At 31.3% G+C, this 19,807-nt stretch carries 22 protein-coding genes; all 22 read right to left on the reverse strand.

Annotated features, from left to right (window positions below; genetic code table 11):
- Positions 1 to 82: 82 nt before the first annotated feature.
- Positions 83 to 1,132, reverse strand: a complete 1,050-nt coding sequence (rfbB, locus tag AC2TDS_RS08660) for a dTDP-glucose 4,6-dehydratase (RefSeq protein WP_484738697.1) — start codon at positions 1,130 to 1,132, stop codon at positions 83 to 85.
- 225 nt (positions 1,133 to 1,357) lie between these two features.
- The gene (rfbA, locus tag AC2TDS_RS08665; RefSeq protein WP_484738698.1) at positions 1,358 to 2,245 is read right to left on the reverse strand and encodes a glucose-1-phosphate thymidylyltransferase RfbA; all 888 of its coding nucleotides are present in this window, start codon (positions 2,243 to 2,245) and stop codon (positions 1,358 to 1,360) included.
- A gap of 35 nt (positions 2,246 to 2,280) precedes the next feature.
- The gene (locus tag AC2TDS_RS08670) at positions 2,281 to 2,865 is read right to left on the reverse strand and encodes a PglD-related sugar-binding protein (protein ID WP_484738699.1); all 585 of its coding nucleotides are present in this window, start codon (positions 2,863 to 2,865) and stop codon (positions 2,281 to 2,283) included.
- Position 2,866: 1 nt separating this feature from the next.
- A complete protein-coding gene (locus tag AC2TDS_RS08675) occupies positions 2,867 to 3,706 on the reverse strand; it encodes a formyltransferase family protein (RefSeq protein ID WP_484738700.1) in 840 nt (279 codons plus the stop codon).
- 11 nt (positions 3,707 to 3,717) lie between these two features.
- Positions 3,718 to 4,281, reverse strand: a complete 564-nt coding sequence (locus AC2TDS_RS08680; protein WP_484738701.1) for a sugar transferase — start codon at positions 4,279 to 4,281, stop codon at positions 3,718 to 3,720.
- A gap of 10 nt (positions 4,282 to 4,291) precedes the next feature.
- Positions 4,292 to 4,975: a PIG-L deacetylase family protein gene (locus tag AC2TDS_RS08685; RefSeq protein WP_484738702.1), complete on the reverse strand. Its 684-nt coding sequence runs from the start codon at positions 4,973 to 4,975 to the stop codon at positions 4,292 to 4,294.
- Entirely contained in the window at positions 4,972 to 5,889 is a 918-nt protein-coding gene (locus AC2TDS_RS08690) for an NAD-dependent epimerase/dehydratase family protein (protein WP_484738703.1), read from the reverse strand. The genes AC2TDS_RS08685 and AC2TDS_RS08690 overlap by 4 nt, the downstream gene beginning before the upstream one ends.
- Positions 5,886 to 7,040, reverse strand: a complete 1,155-nt coding sequence (locus tag AC2TDS_RS08695; RefSeq protein WP_484738704.1) for a hypothetical protein — start codon at positions 7,038 to 7,040, stop codon at positions 5,886 to 5,888. Before AC2TDS_RS08695 ends, AC2TDS_RS08690 begins: the two co-directional genes overlap by 4 nt.
- Positions 7,037 to 7,795 carry an HpcH/HpaI aldolase family protein gene (locus AC2TDS_RS08700; RefSeq protein WP_484738705.1) on the reverse strand — a complete coding sequence of 253 codons (759 nt, stop codon included), beginning with the start codon at positions 7,793 to 7,795 and terminating at the stop codon, positions 7,037 to 7,039. Before AC2TDS_RS08700 ends, AC2TDS_RS08695 begins: the two co-directional genes overlap by 4 nt.
- A gap of 12 nt (positions 7,796 to 7,807) precedes the next feature.
- Positions 7,808 to 8,473, reverse strand: a complete 666-nt coding sequence (locus tag AC2TDS_RS08705; RefSeq protein WP_484738706.1) for a cyclase family protein — start codon at positions 8,471 to 8,473, stop codon at positions 7,808 to 7,810.
- 8 nt (positions 8,474 to 8,481) lie between these two features.
- Complete coding sequence (locus AC2TDS_RS08710; RefSeq protein ID WP_484738707.1) at positions 8,482 to 9,582, reverse strand: 6-hydroxymethylpterin diphosphokinase MptE-like protein; 1,101 nt, start codon at positions 9,580 to 9,582, stop codon at positions 8,482 to 8,484.
- Positions 9,583 to 9,632: 50 nt separating this feature from the next.
- Positions 9,633 to 10,907: a hypothetical protein gene (locus AC2TDS_RS08715; RefSeq protein WP_484738708.1), complete on the reverse strand. Its 1,275-nt coding sequence runs from the start codon at positions 10,905 to 10,907 to the stop codon at positions 9,633 to 9,635.
- 133 nt (positions 10,908 to 11,040) lie between these two features.
- Positions 11,041 to 12,228 carry a hypothetical protein gene (locus AC2TDS_RS08720; RefSeq protein WP_484738709.1) on the reverse strand — a complete coding sequence of 396 codons (1,188 nt, stop codon included), beginning with the start codon at positions 12,226 to 12,228 and terminating at the stop codon, positions 11,041 to 11,043.
- A 55-nt stretch (positions 12,229 to 12,283) separates the two neighbouring features.
- Positions 12,284 to 12,961 (reverse strand): acylneuraminate cytidylyltransferase family protein, encoded by a 678-nt coding sequence (locus AC2TDS_RS08725; protein WP_484738710.1) that lies wholly within the window; start codon positions 12,959 to 12,961, stop codon positions 12,284 to 12,286.
- Positions 12,961 to 13,413 (reverse strand): NanQ anomerase/TabA/YiaL family protein, encoded by a 453-nt coding sequence (locus tag AC2TDS_RS08730; protein WP_484738711.1) that lies wholly within the window; start codon positions 13,411 to 13,413, stop codon positions 12,961 to 12,963. Before AC2TDS_RS08730 ends, AC2TDS_RS08725 begins: the two co-directional genes overlap by 1 nt.
- A gap of 5 nt (positions 13,414 to 13,418) precedes the next feature.
- Entirely contained in the window at positions 13,419 to 14,504 is a 1,086-nt protein-coding gene (locus AC2TDS_RS08735; protein WP_484738712.1) for an AroB-related putative sugar phosphate phospholyase (cyclizing), read from the reverse strand.
- Positions 14,482 to 15,231: an SDR family NAD(P)-dependent oxidoreductase gene (locus tag AC2TDS_RS08740; RefSeq protein WP_484738713.1), complete on the reverse strand. Its 750-nt coding sequence runs from the start codon at positions 15,229 to 15,231 to the stop codon at positions 14,482 to 14,484. The genes AC2TDS_RS08735 and AC2TDS_RS08740 overlap by 23 nt, the downstream gene beginning before the upstream one ends.
- An 8-nt stretch (positions 15,232 to 15,239) precedes the next feature.
- A complete protein-coding gene (locus tag AC2TDS_RS08745; RefSeq protein WP_484738714.1) occupies positions 15,240 to 16,157 on the reverse strand; it encodes a phosphoglycerate dehydrogenase in 918 nt (305 codons plus the stop codon).
- Positions 16,158 to 16,213: 56 nt separating this feature from the next.
- On the reverse strand, positions 16,214 to 17,209 hold the full coding sequence (locus AC2TDS_RS08750) for a Gfo/Idh/MocA family protein (protein ID WP_484738715.1): 996 nt from the start codon (positions 17,207 to 17,209) through the stop codon (positions 16,214 to 16,216).
- A complete protein-coding gene (locus tag AC2TDS_RS08755; RefSeq protein WP_484738716.1) occupies positions 17,206 to 17,829 on the reverse strand; it encodes an SIS domain-containing protein in 624 nt (207 codons plus the stop codon). The genes AC2TDS_RS08750 and AC2TDS_RS08755 overlap by 4 nt, the downstream gene beginning before the upstream one ends.
- Positions 17,830 to 17,974: 145 nt before the next feature.
- Positions 17,975 to 19,300 (reverse strand): UDP-glucose dehydrogenase family protein, encoded by a 1,326-nt coding sequence (locus AC2TDS_RS08760; protein WP_484738717.1) that lies wholly within the window; start codon positions 19,298 to 19,300, stop codon positions 17,975 to 17,977.
- A gap of 4 nt (positions 19,301 to 19,304) precedes the next feature.
- On the reverse strand, positions 19,305 to 19,739 hold the full coding sequence (locus AC2TDS_RS08765; protein ID WP_484738718.1) for an adenylyltransferase/cytidyltransferase family protein: 435 nt from the start codon (positions 19,737 to 19,739) through the stop codon (positions 19,305 to 19,307).
- Positions 19,740 to 19,807 lie beyond the last annotated feature (68 nt).

Genomic DNA, 19,807 nt, shown 5'->3' on the forward strand with positions numbered 1-19,807 from the left:
ATTTTTTCAAGTATATATTTCTAATAATAAGAGATTACTTCAAAAGTAAATTTTTTCATAATTACTTTTTAGATCCCCCTTTTTACTTTCCATACATCTCTTTGTAATATTTTTGGTAATTACCACTAGTTACATTATTTATCCAATCTTGATTTTCTAAATACCATTTAACTGTATGTTCTATACCTTCTTCAAACTGTAGTGAAGGTTCCCAACCTAATTCATTTTTAAGTTTAGAAGAATCTATAGCATATCTATAATCATGCCCAGCTCTATCAGAAACAAAAGTTATTAATTTTTCAGATTCCCCTTCTTTTCTTCCTAAGAGTCTATCCACTGTTTTAATTAATACTTTAATTAAATCAATATTTTTCCACTCATTAAATCCTCCAATATTATAAGTATCTCCTTTAGTTCCTTTATGAAAAATTAGATCTATAGCTCTTGCATGATCATTAACATATAACCAATCTCTTATATTATCTCCTTTACCATATACTGGTAAGGGTTTTGACTTACAAATATTATTAATAAATAATGGAATTAATTTTTCAGGAAATTGAAATGCCCCATAATTATTAGAACAATTAGAGATTACCACAGGTAAACCATATGTATCATGAAACGCTCTCACAAAATGATCAGAAGAGGCTTTAGATGCCGAATATGGTGAATGTGGGTCATACCCTGTTTTTTCAGTAAAGAAACCATTTTCACCTAAACTACCATAAACTTCATCAGTAGAAATATGATAAAAGAGTTTAGTATCTAAATCATTACTCCATTGATTTTTTGCAGCTTCTAATAAACTTAACGTTCCCATTATATTAGTTTTTGCAAAAGAAAATGGATCTATGATCGATCTGTCAACATGAGATTCAGCTGCTAAATGTATAACACTATCTATGTTGTTACTTTCAAATATTGACTTAACAGAACCATAATCACAAATATCAGCTTTAACAAAAGAATAATTTGGTTTTTCTTCTATATCTCTTAAGTTTTCCAAATTACCAGCATAGGTTAAATTATCTAAATTAATAATCTTGTAATTAGGGTATTTATTAACCAGTAATCGTACTACGTGAGAACCTATAAAACCTGCTCCTCCGGTTACCAAAATATTTTTCATACTATATATGTGCTTGTCACCTTTATTTAAAAATTTATAAGTACTATATAGAACAAACCTACGAAAAAACTTGATTACATAGTAGAAAACATCCAACCCTTCGACTGGCGCTCAAGGTGTCACCTGCAAACGAATTCAAAATCAACCTTTCGACTGCTTCGCAGGGTAGTTTCAACCAATGCTCAAAACTAACCTGGATCACTATTAAATGTACTTTGAAGCAATTTATAGTAACTTACTTGTTTTTATCAAATTTAGCAAATACTGTCCATATTCGCTTTTTAAAAGTGGTGAAGCCAACTCTTTTAACTGTTCTTTATCAATATAGCCCATGTTATAAGCTATTTCTTCTATGCAAGCTACTTTAAGACCTTGTCGCTTTTCAATGGTTTCGATAAACTGACCCGCTTCCATCAAAGAATCATGAGTTCCTGTGTCTAGCCATGCAAAACCACGACCCATTACTTGAACTTTTAAAGTATCACTACGTAAATAGGCTTGGTTCACAGAAGTAATCTCCAACTCTCCTCTTTCTGAAGGTTTCACTTGTTCAGCTATTTCTATAACATTATTAGGATAAAAATACAATCCAACAACCGCAAAATTTGACTCAGGATTGGTTGGCTTTTCGATGATTGATGTGGCATTCCCTTTCTTATCAAATGCCACCACGCCATAACGTTCTGGATTCTTTACATTGTACCCAAAAATGGTGGCTTTTCGTTCATTTTTAACATTTGAAATTGCTGATTGTAGCATCTCAGAGAATCCATGACCATAAAAAATATTATCTCCTAGAATCAAACAAACGTCATCAGTTCCAATAAACTCTTTTCCGATAATAAACGCCTGCGCTAAACCATCTGGCGAAGGTTGCTCTTTGTAACTTAATTCTATCCCCAAGTCTTTACCGTCTCCTAATAGATTTTTAAAATTAGGAATATCTTGTGGTGTAGAAATTACAAGTATATCTCGTATGCCAGCAAGCATCAATACCGACAATGGGTAATAGATCATCGGCTTGTCATAAATAGGTAACAATTGTTTCGATACTCCTTTTGTTATAGGGTATAATCTGGTTCCTGATCCACCTGCTAGTATGATGCCTTTCATGAAAGTGTTTTGTTCACCTGTAAAAATAAGTAAATTTACTCGGTTATAATAGAACCAATTTTTATCCGATCATTTTCTTTAAAAAAAACAGGACAATCTGCTTTTACCGCATTTCCCACGTAAACTTTATCTTCTATTTTACCTCCTGCGGATAAGCAAACAGAAGACATTATCATGCAATATTCACCAATATTGGTATCATGCGATAAAACAACGGAAGAGTTTATATGAGTAAAGTTGCCCACATTAATATTTACTGTTAGAACCGAGTTTGCTCCAATAACAACACCTTTTCCAATTTTAATATTCTTATTTGAATAAATCTCTACTGAAGGATGAATTATAGTAGGGTAGGAAATTTTTGGGTTTATTAACTTGCTCTTTATGGTACTTCTTGTTAGCGGGTTTCCGATACCAATGACAACATTTAATTCTTCTTTCAAGGAATTTAACTGTTCTAAGCCACCCAAAACGGGGTATCCATTCACTAAATCTTCCGATACATTATCATCGTAAAAACCTTGGATATCCCAAATTTTATTCTTCTCATTTAAACATTCAAGAATCCCCAATACTTCTCTTCCTAACCCTCCTGAACCAATAACAGCTATCTTTTCCATCTTACAAATCAACTACTTCATAATTGGTTGCATAATAATATCCATCCTGAAGAGAAATTTCGAAAAACAAATTGGTTGATTCCATTTTTTTTCTTTCTATTTTCCCTTTCCAAATAATTACTTTTTTATCTTTTTCAATAACAAAAGCACCTGGATAAGGTTTTGTTGTAGCTCGTACCAACCTGTCAACATCATTCACAGACATTGAATCAAAAATCTCTCCATCTTTTGGTTTTCTCCCCTCCCAATATGTTGCCTTAGACTCATCTTGAACAATACCTTTTATGTTATCATTTAATAAATCAACATACAACCTTTTAATTAAAGTTTCATGCGCTTTATTGATCTTATCATAAAGTGTGGTAGAGGTTTCATCTGATAGTATAGACACCTCCTCTTGAGCTAGCAAAAGGCCAGTATCAACACCTTCATCCATTTTAAAAAAAGAAACTCCCGTTTTATCTAACCCTTTTATAATTGCCCAAGGGATAGCCGCTCTTCCTCTCCCGACAGGAAGTAATGTTGGATGAGCACCAATAGCTCCCATATTTGGAGCTTTAATTACTTCCTTGGAAGCAATTTGTGACCACCCAATAATGAATAACCAATCAATACTATATTTTCTAATTGCCTCTATTACCAAATCGTCATTTATATGATTAGATTTGACCACTGGAATGTCGTGCTTAGAAGCGAATTCATCTATATAAATTCTTCCTGATTTTTTCTTTGCTTTTTCATCAGGAATAGAAATAATTAAATCTAATTCACCATTAATTTCATAAATGGCTTCCATACAACTTAATCCAATTTGAACACAAGTAACAAATGCAAATTTCATATCTATAAGTATTAATATGTTGGTGGTTTTTTTGTAAAATAAACTACGGTTTTTCCTAAAATTCGTAAATCCATTCCCATTGAAATTCTATCAGCATACTCTCCATCAAATTTAGCCTTTACTTCTTCTGGCATATTATCATATGAATTCACTTGTGCCCATCCTGTTAATCCCGGTTTCAAAAACAGTGACTTATTATTTTTACGTAATTCTATTAATTTCCTTTGTGATGGAATTGGAGGACGAGGACCTATAAAACTCATATCTCCTTTTAAAACATTAAAAAACTGAGGTAATTCATCAATGTTTGTCCTTCTTATAAATTTCCCAAATGGAGTGATCTTTAATTTTTCTCTTTCATGCGACTCTACAGTTGGAGTTTTTAAAGGCATGCTCCTAAACTTATAAAACATAAATTCATCTCCATTTTTCCCTATGCGTATTTGCTTAAAAATTGGAGTGCCAAAATCTTGTAAAAAAATGATTAATGCGATCATTAAATAAACTGGAGCTAACCCAATAATTAAAATTATTGATAAAATTAGATCAAAAAGTCTTTTAAAAACTAAAAACATTCTATTTCTTTTAAGGTTCTATAATATTCATTGCTGTTTGGAATGCCTCGCAATAATGTTTTCCAACTTGTGATCCTCTTAAAATTGCCAATGCTTTAATAGCTTCATCACTTCGTGGATGAGGATAAGGACGCATAACTCCTTCATATGCATACAGCGCTTTTAGTTTTTGTTCTACTCCTTCTTCTCCTACTTCAATAAATGTATCCGGAGTAAAATTTTGCCCATCAACGGGAAATGCCCAATCAGTTGATGAAGGGATTTCCATAAAATATAAACTTTTCAAGGGTTTACATGGCTTCCTTTGGTATAATCGAGATGCTGCTTGACATGCTTTTGAAGTATGGTAATGATCATTATTTAGGTCATAAGGATGATGCGTAACGATTACATCTGGCTGAACTTCTTCAATAACTTTTTCAATAAATTGAACCAACTCTAAATGTGGCACCGTATTAAATTTAATATTTGGAAAAGGACCTAAGATTGGAGGTTCAGCTCCCATAAATTTTTGAGCGTTATTTGTATGTTTTTCTAATTCTTCAACATCAGGTCTATGTCTTCTTGCATCTACACTACCCGATAGAATACAGTTGAATACTGTATGTCCTTTTTGAGTTAGCACGAATGAACTTGCTCCAAATCCTAGTGCTTCATCATCTGGGTGAGCAGTTACTGTTAGGTACGTTTTCATTTAAATGAATTTATGGTTTTTTTTAATCCTTCAATTGAACAAACGGGTAGTTCTGTTTTTAATTCTTTCTTTAATTTTTCATTTGAAACAACATAACTTTCTGTTAGTTTGTTAATTCTATGTGTGTTTATTGGTAATTTCAAAACATCCCCCAACCTCCCTAGTGTATCGACCATCCATTTTGGTAAATTTAATAGGGTAGTAGTTTTTCCAATCTCTTTTCCGATTAATTTAACTAAATCATTAGTAGAAACAGGTTCGTCATCAGCCACATTATAAACTCCTGATGGCACATCATTATCTAAAAACCTCTTTATAACAAAACATAAATTTTCTACAGAAAGAAACGATCTTTTATTCTTATAGGCACCTAGAGGATAAGGAAGTCCTTTACTTATAAACTTGTACAACAAATTTAGATTCCCTTTATTATTAGGACCATGTATCATGCATGGTCTAAGTATATATATTCTCTTTCCATCAGGAACTTTACACTTTAATAAATATTCTTCTGCCTCTAATTTTGATTGACCATAAGGTGTTAGTGGGTTGGGTATCATACTTTCTGTAAGAGTAGACTCCAAGGTGTCTGCGGCTGCTTTTACAGTACTAATAAAAATAAACTTATCACAACTACTTTTTAAAAATAAATCGAACATTCTTTTCGTCAATTCGGTATTAACTTCAAAATACTCTTGAGACTTCGAAGTGTTTTTTAAATCATGGGCTTTCCCAGCCAAATGAATAAACGACCTTGAATTATCCATAATTTCTTCATTTAATTCATCGTAAGAAATTAGATTTTCACCGCCAATTCTTGAAAGACCAATTAACCTGAAATTTCCATCTAAATATTTAACTAGATTTGAGCCAACAAAGCCCGTTATTCCTGATACAATAATTGTTTCTCTCATATATTTCCGTCTAATAACTTAACTAACCTATTAAATATTACTTCATTGTTATTTACCTTTTTTGAGAACATTATGTCTGAAACATCTTCTTTATAAATTTTCTTGGTGGATAAAAAATCGAACTCATTAGGATCCTTTATTATATAATCCGCTATTTTCTCAAAAATTTCAGGGGTTTTATGATCTTTAAGTTCGTGTAAAATAACTATTTTATTCAAATAATATGCTACAAAGGCCATGGATGAATAATGCGTAATATAGACCTCGCAATGAGGCAAATCCCGTGTAATAACTACATTACTTAAACCTTCAAACATTTTATATGAATCCAGTTGAGCTCTTGGGTGAATTTTAATGTAAAACTTTGAAAAGTGTTTGGTCATCTTTTTATAAGAGTTCATTAAATGAGCAAATTCCTTTTTATCCATTCTACCATCTTCAACTAAAGTCTGAGTAATATAACATGCTCCTTCGATTAATGGTTGCTCCAAAACTTTATCCGCCAAATCAAGATCTGGATACCTTATTCGGTGAAATTTTGTTGCTCCAAACCCCAAAATATTTCTGTAATAATCTTCATAATAATTGGAATATACGAAAGCCTCATCAGGAGTAGTTATATCCCCAAAAAACATTGATTTTTTATTCTTACCTCTATAAAGAGATCGTAAATAACGTATAACCAAATTAAAAAAGTTAACATTAATTACGGAAGAAAGACTATATATAGCAGAGAGATATCTAAATAATTTTGGTATTTTATTCCAAATTCTTGAAGCTTTATAATTTAGATTTTGTATCTCCATTCCATGTTGTAACATTAATGTAGATACGCAGTACTTCTTTGCAATACTCAACCACAATTGATCAACGACCCTATAACAATCAATCATGAAAAAATCTGCATTTTCTTCTTGCAAAAAAGCTTCGATTTTACTCTTATCAAAAGTTTTAATTATGTGAAATTGAGCATAAGGTTTACTCTCAATTTGTTTTTTACTCTTTTCTTCATACTCTAAATTTACCTTAGCCGAATCAGCACTTACAAAAACTGCCTCAAAGCTTTTCTCTCGCTGATAACAGTAATCTGTAAATTTTAAAAAATTTTTCGCTAAGAGTGTTGCTTGTGTATCAAAAAATACAATTTTCATAATTTTTGTACTGAAACACTTAAAGAATGGTTAATAAATTGGAAATCTGTACCAAATGCGATAAAACTATAATCTTCTTCAACAGCTGCTTTAAATCTTTCATTCTCTATAGGCACAATATGAAGACCTGATGGCATAGAGTTTTCTTTACATATTTTTCTAAATTTTGACATCGCTTCTTTAACCTCAGGTAAATCAAACTCCCCGGGTTTACCCATAGAAGCAGATAAATCATATGGTCCAATCATAAGGGCATCTATTCCATTTACTTTTGCTATTTCTTCAAGATTATCAATGGCTTCATAATGCTCGATTTGAGCTATTATCACTAAATTGTTTTTAGCCCATTCTTGATATTCCTTGAATTTTTTACCATACCCTTGGGCTCTTGATAAGCCGACACCTCTTTTTCCTATAGGAGGGTAATAAGAATAGTCCACAGCCAACTTTGCATCTGAAGCATTCTTTATCATTGGAACTATTACTCCATCAGCACCAGCGTCTAGAGCATGTTTTATATATACTTCTTCATTCTTTGGAACTCTAATAAACATCGCTTTATTATGTGATTGTCCAGCAATTATTAGTTGTTGTAGTGTAGATAAATCTATTAAATTATGTTCTATATCGATAGTTAACCAATCAAACTTTTCTTGAGCTAGAATTTCGACAACAGAACTATGACCTATAGTTACCCAAGTACCAATAGTTGTCTCACCCTTCTTTATTTTTGATCTAATATTTGTGCTTTTCATATATCTTTTCTTTTATACCGTTTTAGCCATTATTGTAACGGGGCCACCATTTCCGTCGATTGTTCTAAGAGGAGCGATTACTGCCCATTGAATATCCTCACCTTTTAACTCTTGAAAAGAAACATCTTCAATAATTAAAAATGGATTCGGACCACATAAAAATGCCTTATGGCCTTCTCGCCCTTCTGGTCTAAATTTCCATGAAGTCAAGGATATAAAGTCAAAACCAATAGCTTTTAAATTTATAAATTTTTTTCTTAAATGATCTGCTAACGAAGGATGTAACCCAGGATTATCATTATGATATTTATCTATGTTTCTATATTGTTCAAACTCTGTATCAATCAGTAGAAAATCCACATCTTTAGGAATAGAGTTTAAATCTAAATCATCTTTTTGTATCAATTTAGCCTGTTCGCATGGACATTTAATAATCGCTACTTTACTATAGAAAAAATCATTTGCAGTATATTCTAAAGTCTTTTTACCATTTGAACAAAAATGGAACGGTGTATCCATATGAGTACCAAGATGGTTGTTAGAAAAATTAAGCGTTGAAGTATTTGCTCCAACCCCATCTATTATTTCACTTTTAACTGATATTGTTAACTTGTCTCTATCACCATAGGTAGGTGTATTCTCTGTTAATGGATGAGACATAAAAATCATTCTACTCATTCTATAAATTATTTATTTTCTCTAATTATAAAATAATATTTATTATCGAAAGGACCTAAAGGTAAATAATTATGTATCCTTTTTTTCACTTGGTTCACTCCATTTTCCTGACTAGTGTAAAATGAACTAACCCCATCAATCTCTGGCAATACGTCCAAATTATCGATAAATGGATATTTAGATTCAAAATCAGCTATGGTTTTTCCCGATTTATCTTGAAGTAACTCTTCAAAAACCTCTCTTATTTCCTCAGAGGTTTTATTAAACAGACTAAAAAAATCTTTTCGAGGAAATGCTTCGACTTTACTATTGAAACCTGAATTAATTATATTTACACCATATCTTTTGAGGTTTGCTCCTAAAAAAGTTAAGTTCTTTACAATGTTTTCTATTATATGTGCCTTAGGCTGATGGTAACTTCTATTCTTTCCAAAATATCTTGGGTCAAAATGATTTGGGTCATCATCGTCTTGAGAAGTAATGTTAGTACCTCTTATATTTCCGATAGTTTTAGCAGTTTCGTGAATTTTAAAATTCATATCTACTCCGAGAAGAATAATCTCATCAAATCCTAAATGATTCATGGCTTGCATTCCTTCATATATAACAGAACCTCCTTGGTTTACTCTAGGAAGATCATTTGAAAAACCTTGTCCAAAAATCGGTTTAAGCCAATACATATTACTTAAATTAGGTAAGATTTTTTTAAAGTTCTTGTTTCTGAAATGACGGTCAGGAAAAAATGCGTATTTTGTTTTCTCTATAACCTGATCTATTTCTGGGGCAAGATCGTTTAGCACCAAATCATCAACACACATATAAAAATCAGGCTCCCAATTCAAACGCTCCTTCATTATATAAAATCGATTAAAACAAATCACATGTTCATTTTTTAACATATATAAAGGTGTTTCGTTCAAACTAGGTCCATTCCCTATTAAAAACACTCTTTTCCCTTTATATTTATCTTTAATTTCAAGCCACCTACTATTTTCAGAAGAACTATTTTCAAATGTACGAATCAATAGATAACTAATCCGATAATATGCTTTTTTAAACACCGAAGAAATACCTTCTTTTTTATATGTTTCTAATATTTTATTTTTCATTATTTGTTAGTAGTTTAATCATTTATAGTCAATTACATTTATTTTTCATATCAATAGAATTTAAATAGCAAAATTGATAGTAAAAGAATAAATGGAACTAAAGTTGATAATATAATAAATTTAAAAAATTTGTCTTTTAATACTCTGTTAGAAAAAAATATTGCCCAAGGTAAATAGAATATTCCATAGCCAATAATTAGTGCTATAGGGAATAAAATCAAATGATCTTTATTAAAAAAAAGGAATAAAAAAAGTAGAATTAAAACACCACTTACAGAGTCACTTATATGAGAGTTTACTTTATTAGTCATGCTATAGATATGCGTATGATATGCACCATTAAGATGCAAATAGTAAGCTAAACATAGTAAAAGCCATAATGAACCATCTATTTTACTAAATGAGCTAGAATACACACTCAGAATATCAAACCCAAAAAAATAAAAACTTAGTGATATAAGCACAAACATAAAATTACTTCGTTGTATATGTTTCAATGCTACTTTAAAAAATACCATATAAGGCTTGGATATTCTAATTGCATTCAAATTAGGTATATTACTATAAAAAGGCACCCTTGAGAACATTCTAGTTGAATCCAGTATTTTTAAAGCATATGTAAAAGAAATTATTTCTTTTGCATTTGCGTAACTACCAAACCATAATGCAAATGCATTAACAAGTCCATAAGAACTTAATGAAGAAATAGTTCCTTTCCATGCCATTGGCCATACAAATAGAAAAATCTCTTTATCTAGATAAACTTTATTTGAATTTAAAACTTTATGCTTGCGATACAACTTTCTAAAACTTAGATTTAAAATTAATTGCCAAAAGGTATAATTAATTATCAACACAATTAAATTTGGGAAAATTAAAAAGAAGCACAGACCTAATAATAGACTACAAAAATAAACTAGCGACTCGGTTCTTTTAACTAAAGATAAAAAATTAACACCGATTAGATAAGATACGTATCTTCTATTATAAAATGAAACGACTAACCCTATAATAAACAAAAACCAATAATAAAGTTCAAACTCAGTTAATGTCAATTGTACTGACCTTTTATCAACATAGTATGTGCCAATACTTAAAACTAAAAGTAAAAACATTATTGCTAGAGTTGAATAAATAAATTTTAAAGTTGAATCAATTCTAGACAATAATACTTCCTTAGCACCTTTACTAAATTGCTCATTGGATTGACTCCCCATATGTAATGACCACTTTCCTGTGTTTGCCTGAGATATTATTCTTACAAAAACATTTTGAAATCCAAGGTCGAATAAATTTTGTAAGGACACAAAAAGCATAAATATCATCCACATAGCAGATTCTCCCGAAGGCAAGTAAGTATATACTATTGGGTAAAAAACTAAAACTTGTACACTCTTAACCACATGTAGCATCCAAGAATTTATCTCTACACTATCTAATACCTTACTAAATAAAGACTTAAGCATATTCTTGTATTTCGTTTTTCAATGATAAAATAGTTATAACTATCAAAGCGTGATTTGTTTCAACTCTTAAAAGAGCCTCAGTATTTGAAAAAACTAGTACTAAAAGAAACAAAAAACTTCTAGAGTTATACAATAATTTCTGATTCTTTAAACTTTGATTAACTTGCTTCAAATATTTAAAAAAAATAATTACGATTGAGAAAAAGAATAAATATCCTTTTTTATAAAAAACCTGTAAATAGGTATTATGTAAATTGAAATAAATTGAATCATCAAAATACTTCCAAAATTGAAAATTTTGAACCCCATTAAATAAGTTATAAAAATTAAACTCAAAAAACACTAATAACAAATCATACCACATAACAATTCTTCCACTCCCTGTTTCAAAATTCTCTAATGAAGTGGTTATAAAAATTAAATAAATGAAATCATTCTCTTTAAATAAAAACAGGATTACATAACTGAAAAAATAAAATAAAACAGGTAAAAATGGAATAAAATAAAAGAGTGAATACAAAGACTTCCTTAAAAGTTTAGTTTGAGTAATAACAATAACTAACAAATAAAAAATCACCAAAGATCTTTTTCCCGAAGCAACTATAAATAAAGTTAAAACAACAAATAACAGTAAATAAATAAATGTTTTCTTTCTTGTTATAAATAAAGATAAAAAAATCCCAATCCATAAATATACTTCAATTGTAGATTTAGCAAACCTTAATTTTTCTAAATCTATCCTCTTAAATGCATTAATAATACCTTCATTTAAATATAGCTGACTTAAATACTGCGGTAGTAATAGAACAAATAAAACCACCCCTGACGAAATCAATAAAGCTTTGTTTGTTTTTTCACTTCCTATTAATGAATCTATGTTATACCAAAAAAAAATACATGTAAAAACATTAAATAAATCTGAAACTTGAGAAAGTACAGAAGATTTATCAAAAATGAGTTTATGGAATAAAAAGAAAAATATGAAAAGAAAAAAAAAATGCTGAGCCTTTTTTAGTCTAATCGTAGGCGTCTTTGCCAATTTTAGAAGTGACACCATTAACACTGGAGTACTAATTAAAATAATAGTAAGACTATTAATTAAACTACTCTTGGTTAATTCCAAACTAATATAGTAAAGAGGCCAAAAAATAATAGCCAAAAAATAATACATACTTTTCATCCACCTTCATATTTTATGATGATTAAATTAACTATCTTTAATTTAATGAATTTCTTTATTTGTTTCTGCTTTTTTGTGTCATTAGAAATTCTGTCCAAAGGAAATCATGCCATTCGTCGATATCCGCGGCCTCTAAATGATCCATTTCAAATAAATAAGGATTATTTCCTAATCTATTTTGCACTTTTCTATTGGTTTCACGAGAAAAAATATACATACATGAATTCTCATGGTATATAGGCTCTAAAAGTTGCGTTTGTATTAAGTTGTTCGGATCGTGCCCCACGGGTTTTCCGTTTTTAAAATAAAACCTCTGTTGTAATGGAGTTACCGAAAATAAAGCATCGTGCTTATCTAAATTTTCAAAATAAGTTTCAATTGCTTTATCTATGGTATCAATAGTTAATAATGGATTTGTTGAATGTGTTTGAATGATATATTCATTCTTAGCATATTCAATATCATGTGCAATCAATGGTTGAATACTTACAGCATCTCCTAATAAACAATCTGGTCTATCAATCACTTTTACCAAATCAAAACCCGCTACAATTTCTTTAATCTTCGGAGAATCTGTATTAATAATTATCTCATCAACATATTTACTTTTTGAAAGTGTTTCTATAATCCAATGGCAAACCGGTTTCCCATTTAAAGCTCTAATATTTTTATTTGGAACTCTTTCGCTATTCCCTTTCATAGGAACAAGAGCTGTAACTTTTAATTTTTTCACTATATCGAAACTTTAATTGTAATTTTTTTAATTACTCCTTTTTCGCCTACTTTATGTTGTGGTCCGTGCCCATCTTCAGGAAACATAATTGCAAAGATTCCATTTCCTATATCAACATGTGTGCCTTGTGTTGAGGGATCTTTGAAAAAAGTTCTATCTTTTTCTTTATCATACGGAATATTAACATTCATTCCTTCAATTGGAGACCATTTTACTCTTTCTAAACCTTGAATTGGATATTGAATATCTATTACATGTTTGTGTGACTCATACCCTCTTACAAAATCATCTACGGTTTCGTATGAAGAAACAATAGCCTTTACGTTATCATTTATTGGATATACCCCTAGTTCAATATTAGCATTAGCGTTAGCTAGAAATTGTAATCCTGCATAAATATCTGGTGATAAACCTTTATATAAATCTATGTTCTTTAATGTATCAACAACCATACGTTTTATTTTAATTCATTTGCAAAATACTCTTCCATCCAAGTTCTGAAAGTAGCATCATTCTCAGTAAAATCTTTAAACACTTTACCATAACCTTTATTCAAAATAAGTCCTAATAAAGGCCCTTTATTCTTCTTATCTTTACTTAATGCTACCAAGTAAGTATCTATATCAAGTTCTTTTACTTGATCTGCATAACCATCCCATATTTTCTCAAACAACTCTCTTGAATTTTGACGAACATCAGAAGTTATGTATCCCTTTTTCATGGAAACAAAGTTAGACATATCCATTCCAAATGACACAGCAATACCATGAGGGACACCATATTGAGTTAAACTCTCAATCGCATGACCAAAAGAATGCCCATAATTAAATACTTGACGTTCATTTTTATCATATTCATCTATTTCAATATACCCTTTTTTTATTTCTAAGCTTCGCGCTATTAATCCTCCTAAAACTTTCTTGTCAGTTAATGCTTCTGCATAATCGTTCTTGTACTTTTCAAAATCTTCTTCACCTGCTACGACATAATAATGTGCCATCTCTCCTAAACCAGATTGAAGTTCTTTATGAGGTAATGAATTTAAAAACTTAGGTTCAACATAGATCTTATTGGGAGGATAGAAGCCCCCTACTTGGTTTTTAAATTTCCCAAAGTTGATTGATGTTTTACTTCCAATACAACTATCTCCTTGAGCTAACAAAGTAGTAGGGAAAAAGTACCATTGCACCCCTCTATATAGTATCGATGCAATAAATGCTGTAACATCTTGAGTTATTCCTCCTCCAACAGCTATCAATCTATGATTCTTTCGGAAGCCTCCTTCGATAAGTGTATTTATGACATGTTCTACTTCTTGGTAACTTTTTTGTGGCTCTGTAGCATCAATTCCAATATGATTAAAGTTTTGCAGAGCTTCTCCAAACCAGTCCGAATAAAGAGCCTTCACTTTATTATCTATAATTATAAAGTCTCCTTTTTTAAGTTCTGCTACTAGCGTTGCTTTAACGTCATCTATAAATTGAACTTCATAATCGTGAATATTAGATTTAACAGTAAAGTTATATTGCAGTGTATCCTCCATCTATTATTATATTTTGTCCCGTTAAATATGAATTCAGGTTGCTTGATAAGAACAAAACACCATTAGCTATTTCTTCAGGTAAAGCAAGTCTGTTTTGCGGGATTTTATTTTCTATTGTTTTTAACTCTTCTTCTGTATTAGTTGTAGCTGTTAGTTCAGTTAATGTAAACCCTGGACTAACTGAATTAACCAAAACATTGTGTCTTGCCCATTCTACTGCCAAAGTTTTATTGATTCCTAACAGAGCCATTTTGCTTGTTGAATAGGAAAGACGTCCTGGGCGTGTTACAACACTCCAAATGGAGGCTATATTTACTATTCTACCCCATTTTTTGTCTATCATCTTTTCGCCAAAAGCCTTAGCTAATAAGAATGGTCCGTAAACATTAATCTCTTGAATTTTTATAAAATCATCATTAGAAATATCCGTCGCTTCAGAAACAATATTAATACCAGCATTATTAACTAAAATATCCACTTCCTCAGTTTCTAACGTATTCTTAATAAAGTCATTTACATTATCCAAATCACTCAGATTTAATTGTAAATATTTAAGAGATGCGTTATCATTCTCCTGATTCATTTTTTGAATTTTAGCATCATTTGTACCAGTGGCTAACACTTTCGCTCCAGCCTTCAAGAGTTGTTCGGAAATTGCCTTTCCAATTCCTCTTGTTCCTCCTGTAACTAATGCAACCTTCCCTTTTAAATCAATTTCAACTGCCATTCACTTATTTACTTTATAGCATTAATTAAATTCATTGCTGCGTCTATCTCCATCTTTAACTTTCCTTCTTTTGCATACGAACCAATATGAGGTGTTAACACTACATTTTCTAAGTCACATAATTTCCCTTCGTAAGGTTCTTCACTAAAAACATCCAAAGCAACAGAAGACAATTTCCCTTCTTTTAAAATAGTGTATAAAGCTTCTTCATCAATTACACCTCCTCGTGAAACATTCACTACGAAAGCATCCTCTTTTAACAAATCTAATTCATTTTTGCCTAACACTGCAGAGCCATCTTTCTTTGCAGGAACATGAATTGTTAGAATATCACAAGAAGATAACAGGTTTTTAAGCTCTAATAGTTCTACTCCATTTTCCACTGCCCATGCTTTATTTGGATAAAGATCATAACCAACAACTGAATTCCCCAATGCCTTAAATGTTTCTGCTACCATTCTTCCTATTCTACCAAGACCTAATACTCCTATTTTTTTTCCATAAAGGAGATTTCCAGTTTGCTTTTTCCATACTCTATTTCTAAGATCTGCATGTGCGTTTGGAATTTTTCTTAAAAGCGATAATGTTAATCCTAAAGTTAGTTCCGCTACGGCTCTGGTTGGCCCATCAGGTGTATTTAACACTTTAATCCCTTTACTTTCCGCGTAAGAGACATCAACACTATCCATTCCAACGCCTACTCTACTGATGCACTTTAAATTTGGTAATGAATCAATAACCTTAACATTTAAACTTTCTACTCCGGCAACAATCCCAACACAATCCTTACCTAAAGCTATCGTTTCTTTTTCTGTTAACTTTCTACCGTAGGGATTTTTCACAACTTCGTAGCCATGAGATTCTAAAAGTTCAAAAGGCTCAGTAGTTATTTGTCCTATTGAAGATGGAGAAGCTAAAACTTTCATAGTTATAATATTTTATTTTTTAATTGACTTTATTTAAAAACTGACTTAAATAGACTCTAAATTTCACTGTTATCATAAACTTTTTGCACTAAAGATAATGTATCATAGGCATCTTGTAAGGTACCTTCTTTAATCTCTCCTTCTCCCTTTATTGCATTCATAAATTCTTCGACTTCAAGGTTCCAAGAGTGATCATTTTCAAAAGATACAACCGTCTCTTTTGGTTTCCCCATTGCAAATGTAACATCCTCAAACTCTCTTCGTCCAATAACTAATTTCTCTGGAGCATAACTCCTTGTTCCTGACAGAATTCCATCTAAGTTTAAGTATCCTTCTTCAAAACACATCTCTAAAAGGAATTTATGCCTCCATTGTGTAGCACTGGAATGCATACTAGCAATTACATTATTTTCTGATTGCATTAAAATAAAAGCATTATCCTCTACTTTAATATCCCAATATGCCGTAGTAATATAACTATTAATTTTATTAAAGGTTTCTCCCGAAAAATACCTCATTAAATCCAACATATGAATTCCTTGATCAATCAAAATCCCTCCTCCAGAATACTTTTTATAATTCCTCCAGTTCTTATCATAATCTATACTTCCAGCTTTTCCATAAACTCCTCTCAACCAAAGAAGTTTTCCCATTTTTCCAGAATCCACTATTTTTTTAGCTTCCATTATCGAATAATGGTATCTATGATTAAACCCATACTTCAGCACTTTCTTAGAAGACTCTAAAGCCTCAAAAACCACTCCTAAGTCTTCTGTTTTCATTGCTGGCGGCTTTTCACAAAAAACATGAATTCCTTTATTCAAAGCTTTAGCTGTATACTCTGCTAAAACCGTATTATAAGCACAAATAAACACTGCATCAATATCTGCTTCTATAAGCTTTTCATAAGAATCATAAAATGTCATAGAATTAAGTTCCTCAGGTTTTTTAACGTCATAAACCCCTACAATGGAAACATCTTTTCTTTCTGATAAAATTTGCGCTCTCAATTGACCTATTTTACCAAACCCAGCAATCCCTATTCTAATCATAATTTAAAATTTTCAGCATCCATATTTTGAGATTCCGTTTTAGCCCACTCTTCTACTTCCATAAATTTATCAAGCATTAAGTGATGAAAAACTTGATGTATACACTCTACCATTCCATAGGTTTTCATTGGTACAAAAAGAGAAAAATCAGCAATTAATTCCGTTTTATTCCCTTCATTTAAACCACTAAGCCCAAAAGTTTTTATATCATTCTCTCTACAATATTCTAAAACATTTACAACGTTTTTACTATTTCCGCTAGAACTTGTAGTAATTACCAAGTCATTAGGACTAGGCTTATTAATCTTTAAAAATTCTAAAAAACATCCTTCAAAATCGTAATCGTTAGCCAAAGCTGTTAACATAGCACTATCACTTAAACAAAGAGCTAATATCCCTCCATTCTTTGACCAATCTAGTGCCATATGATTTGAAAAAGCCGCACTCGCTCCATTACCGAAGAAAAACAATCTTCCTCCACTAGACCTAACCTCCTTGGTAAAATCATTTAAATCATCAAAGAAGCTTTCCATGTCCTTCTTTTCTCCATTGACTTTATATTTAGAGTTCCTCATTCCTTGTTCTATGGACCCTAGGTACTTTTCTGCGTATTGTATCATTCTTATTTTATTTTCTAATTTTTCAATTAACTGAACAAAAGTTCACTGATCTAATTGGACAATATTCCTACTATATTTATTCTTATTGTAACTGAACTACAATTAAAGAATTCGTATCATTATTAAATTTATCAAAAATTGATTTCTACCCTCTTCCAATAGAGAAATACTCAAAGCCCTTACCCTCCATATTAAAAATCTGATATTGATTTCTTCCGTCAAAAATAACAGGATATTTTAGTCGGCTTTTTATTTTATTAAAATCAGGTGAGCGAAATTCTTTCCATTCGGTTAACAATATCAAGGCATCTGCATCCTTCAAAATCTCATATTTAGACTCGCCGTATTCAATATCATTAAAATTCTTTAAATAAATGTTTTTTGCTTGTCCCATTGCTTTCGGATCATAGGCTCTAACTTTGGCTCCTCTTCTTACAAGCTCCTTTATAACATAGGTTGATGGAGCCTTTCTCATATCATCTGTTTCTGGTTTAAACGACAAGCCCCAAATAGCAAACACCATTTTCGATAAATTTTCACCAAATCTATGTAAAATCTTTTCAACAAAAAATATTTTTTGATTTTGATTTATTTTTTCTACCGCATTTATCAAACTCGGCTCATATCCATTATCCAAACTAGTTTTCTTTAAAGCCGCGATATCCTTGGGAAAACAAGTTCCTCCGTAACCAATACCAGGATAAATAAAACTGTACCCTATACGCTTATCGGAACCTATACCAATACGGACATTATTTACGTCTGCTCCAACTCTTTCACAAATATTAGCTATTTCATTCATAAATGAAATTTTTGTAGCTAGCATGGCATTGGCAGCATATTTGGTCATTTCTGCCGATCGAATATCCATGGTAATAAAGCGATCATGCGTTCTAAAAAACGGACTGTAAACTTCTTTCATTTTTCCAAAAGCATACTCACTTTCGGCGCCAATCACCACTCGGTCTGGTTTCATAAAATCATTAATAGCATCTCCTTCTTTCAAAAACTCAGGATTTGAAACTACATCAAACTCTACTTTCACATTTCTTTTATCTAACTCTTGTTGAATCGTCTCTTTCACCTTATCGGCGGTTCCCACAGGTACCGTAGATTTATTCACCACTATTAGACGATCATTTACTTTTCCTCCAATCTCTTTCGCTACAGAAAGCACATATTGTAAATCCGCTGAGCCATCCTCTCTCATAGGGGTTCCTACCGCAATAAAAACCATCTCAACATTCTTTATCACCTCTTCTAAACTTGTTGTAAAAAACAAATTACCCATGGCTACATTCTTTGTAACAAGAGACTCTAAACTAGGCTCGTATATGGGAATGATACCCTTACGAAGTTTATCTATTTTATCTAGGTCAACATCAACACAAGTAACTTTATTACCCATCTCAGAAAGGCAAGTTCCTGAAACTAAACCCACGTAGCCTGCACCTATAACGGCTATATTCATCTATCTATTTCTTATCTTTATCCTTGAGACTTTCTTTTTCATGCACCTCTTTACGTAAACCAGTACTTGAAAAACGATGTTCTCTTTTGTTAAAATATAACTTTATTCCTTTTTTTTCACAATAATCTCTTCCTGTAAATTGTTTGTTTGCATATTCATTACCTATTACCCTAATATCTATATGGAAAGATCGTAAAACATCTTCTAAATCTTGCTCCGTTGCGTAGGGTACAATCTCATCTACATATTTACATCCTTTTAGTTGAATATAACGTTCAACTACAGACTGTACAGGTTTGTTTTTATCAGGTCTATCGAGAGTGGGGTCCGTTTGAAGTCCGCAAATCAAATAATCACATTGACGTTTAGCTTCTTCTAACATCTTTATGTGCCCTGCATGTAATAAGTCAAAAGCACTGAAAGTAATTCCGATTTTCATGTGTTTATAGTTAGTTGTTTTATCTGGTCACATGTAACCCTTCCTGTTTAAAATGAATATTCATTTTA

Source organism: Tenacibaculum profundicola, assembly GCF_057220795.1.

Coding starts and splice junctions, on each gene's coding strand:
- rfbB (WP_484738697.1), bottom strand. CDS start 1,132: ATGAAAAATATTTTGGTAACCGGAGGAGCAGGTTTTATAGGTTCTCAC.
- rfbA (WP_484738698.1), bottom strand. CDS start 2,245: ATGAAAGGCATCATACTAGCAGGTGGATCAGGAACCAGATTATACCCT.
- AC2TDS_RS08670 (WP_484738699.1), bottom strand. CDS start 2,865: ATGGAAAAGATAGCTGTTATTGGTTCAGGAGGGTTAGGAAGAGAAGTA.
- AC2TDS_RS08675 (WP_484738700.1), bottom strand. CDS start 3,706: ATGAAATTTGCATTTGTTACTTGTGTTCAAATTGGATTAAGTTGTATG.
- AC2TDS_RS08680 (WP_484738701.1), bottom strand. CDS start 4,281: ATGTTTTTAGTTTTTAAAAGACTTTTTGATCTAATTTTATCAATAATT.
- AC2TDS_RS08685 (WP_484738702.1), bottom strand. CDS start 4,975: ATGAAAACGTACCTAACAGTAACTGCTCACCCAGATGATGAAGCACTA.
- AC2TDS_RS08690 (WP_484738703.1), bottom strand. CDS start 5,889: ATGAGAGAAACAATTATTGTATCAGGAATAACGGGCTTTGTTGGCTCA.
- AC2TDS_RS08695 (WP_484738704.1), bottom strand. CDS start 7,040: ATGAAAATTGTATTTTTTGATACACAAGCAACACTCTTAGCGAAAAAT.
- AC2TDS_RS08700 (WP_484738705.1), bottom strand. CDS start 7,795: ATGAAAAGCACAAATATTAGATCAAAAATAAAGAAGGGTGAGACAACT.
- AC2TDS_RS08705 (WP_484738706.1), bottom strand. CDS start 8,473: ATGAGTAGAATGATTTTTATGTCTCATCCATTAACAGAGAATACACCT.
- AC2TDS_RS08710 (WP_484738707.1), bottom strand. CDS start 9,582: ATGAAAAATAAAATATTAGAAACATATAAAAAAGAAGGTATTTCTTCG.
- AC2TDS_RS08715 (WP_484738708.1), bottom strand. CDS start 10,907: ATGATATTTATGCTTTTTGTGTCCTTACAAAATTTATTCGACCTTGGA.
- AC2TDS_RS08720 (WP_484738709.1), bottom strand. CDS start 12,228: ATGAAAAGTATGTATTATTTTTTGGCTATTATTTTTTGGCCTCTTTAC.
- AC2TDS_RS08730 (WP_484738711.1), bottom strand. CDS start 13,413: ATGGTTGTTGATACATTAAAGAACATAGATTTATATAAAGGTTTATCA.
- AC2TDS_RS08735 (WP_484738712.1), bottom strand. CDS start 14,504: ATGGAGGATACACTGCAATATAACTTTACTGTTAAATCTAATATTCAC.
- AC2TDS_RS08740 (WP_484738713.1), bottom strand. CDS start 15,231: ATGGCAGTTGAAATTGATTTAAAAGGGAAGGTTGCATTAGTTACAGGA.
- AC2TDS_RS08745 (WP_484738714.1), bottom strand. CDS start 16,157: ATGAAAGTTTTAGCTTCTCCATCTTCAATAGGACAAATAACTACTGAG.
- AC2TDS_RS08750 (WP_484738715.1), bottom strand. CDS start 17,209: ATGATTAGAATAGGGATTGCTGGGTTTGGTAAAATAGGTCAATTGAGA.
- AC2TDS_RS08755 (WP_484738716.1), bottom strand. CDS start 17,829: ATGATACAATACGCAGAAAAGTACCTAGGGTCCATAGAACAAGGAATG.
- AC2TDS_RS08760 (WP_484738717.1), bottom strand. CDS start 19,300: ATGAATATAGCCGTTATAGGTGCAGGCTACGTGGGTTTAGTTTCAGGA.
- AC2TDS_RS08765 (WP_484738718.1), bottom strand. CDS start 19,739: ATGAAAATCGGAATTACTTTCAGTGCTTTTGACTTATTACATGCAGGG.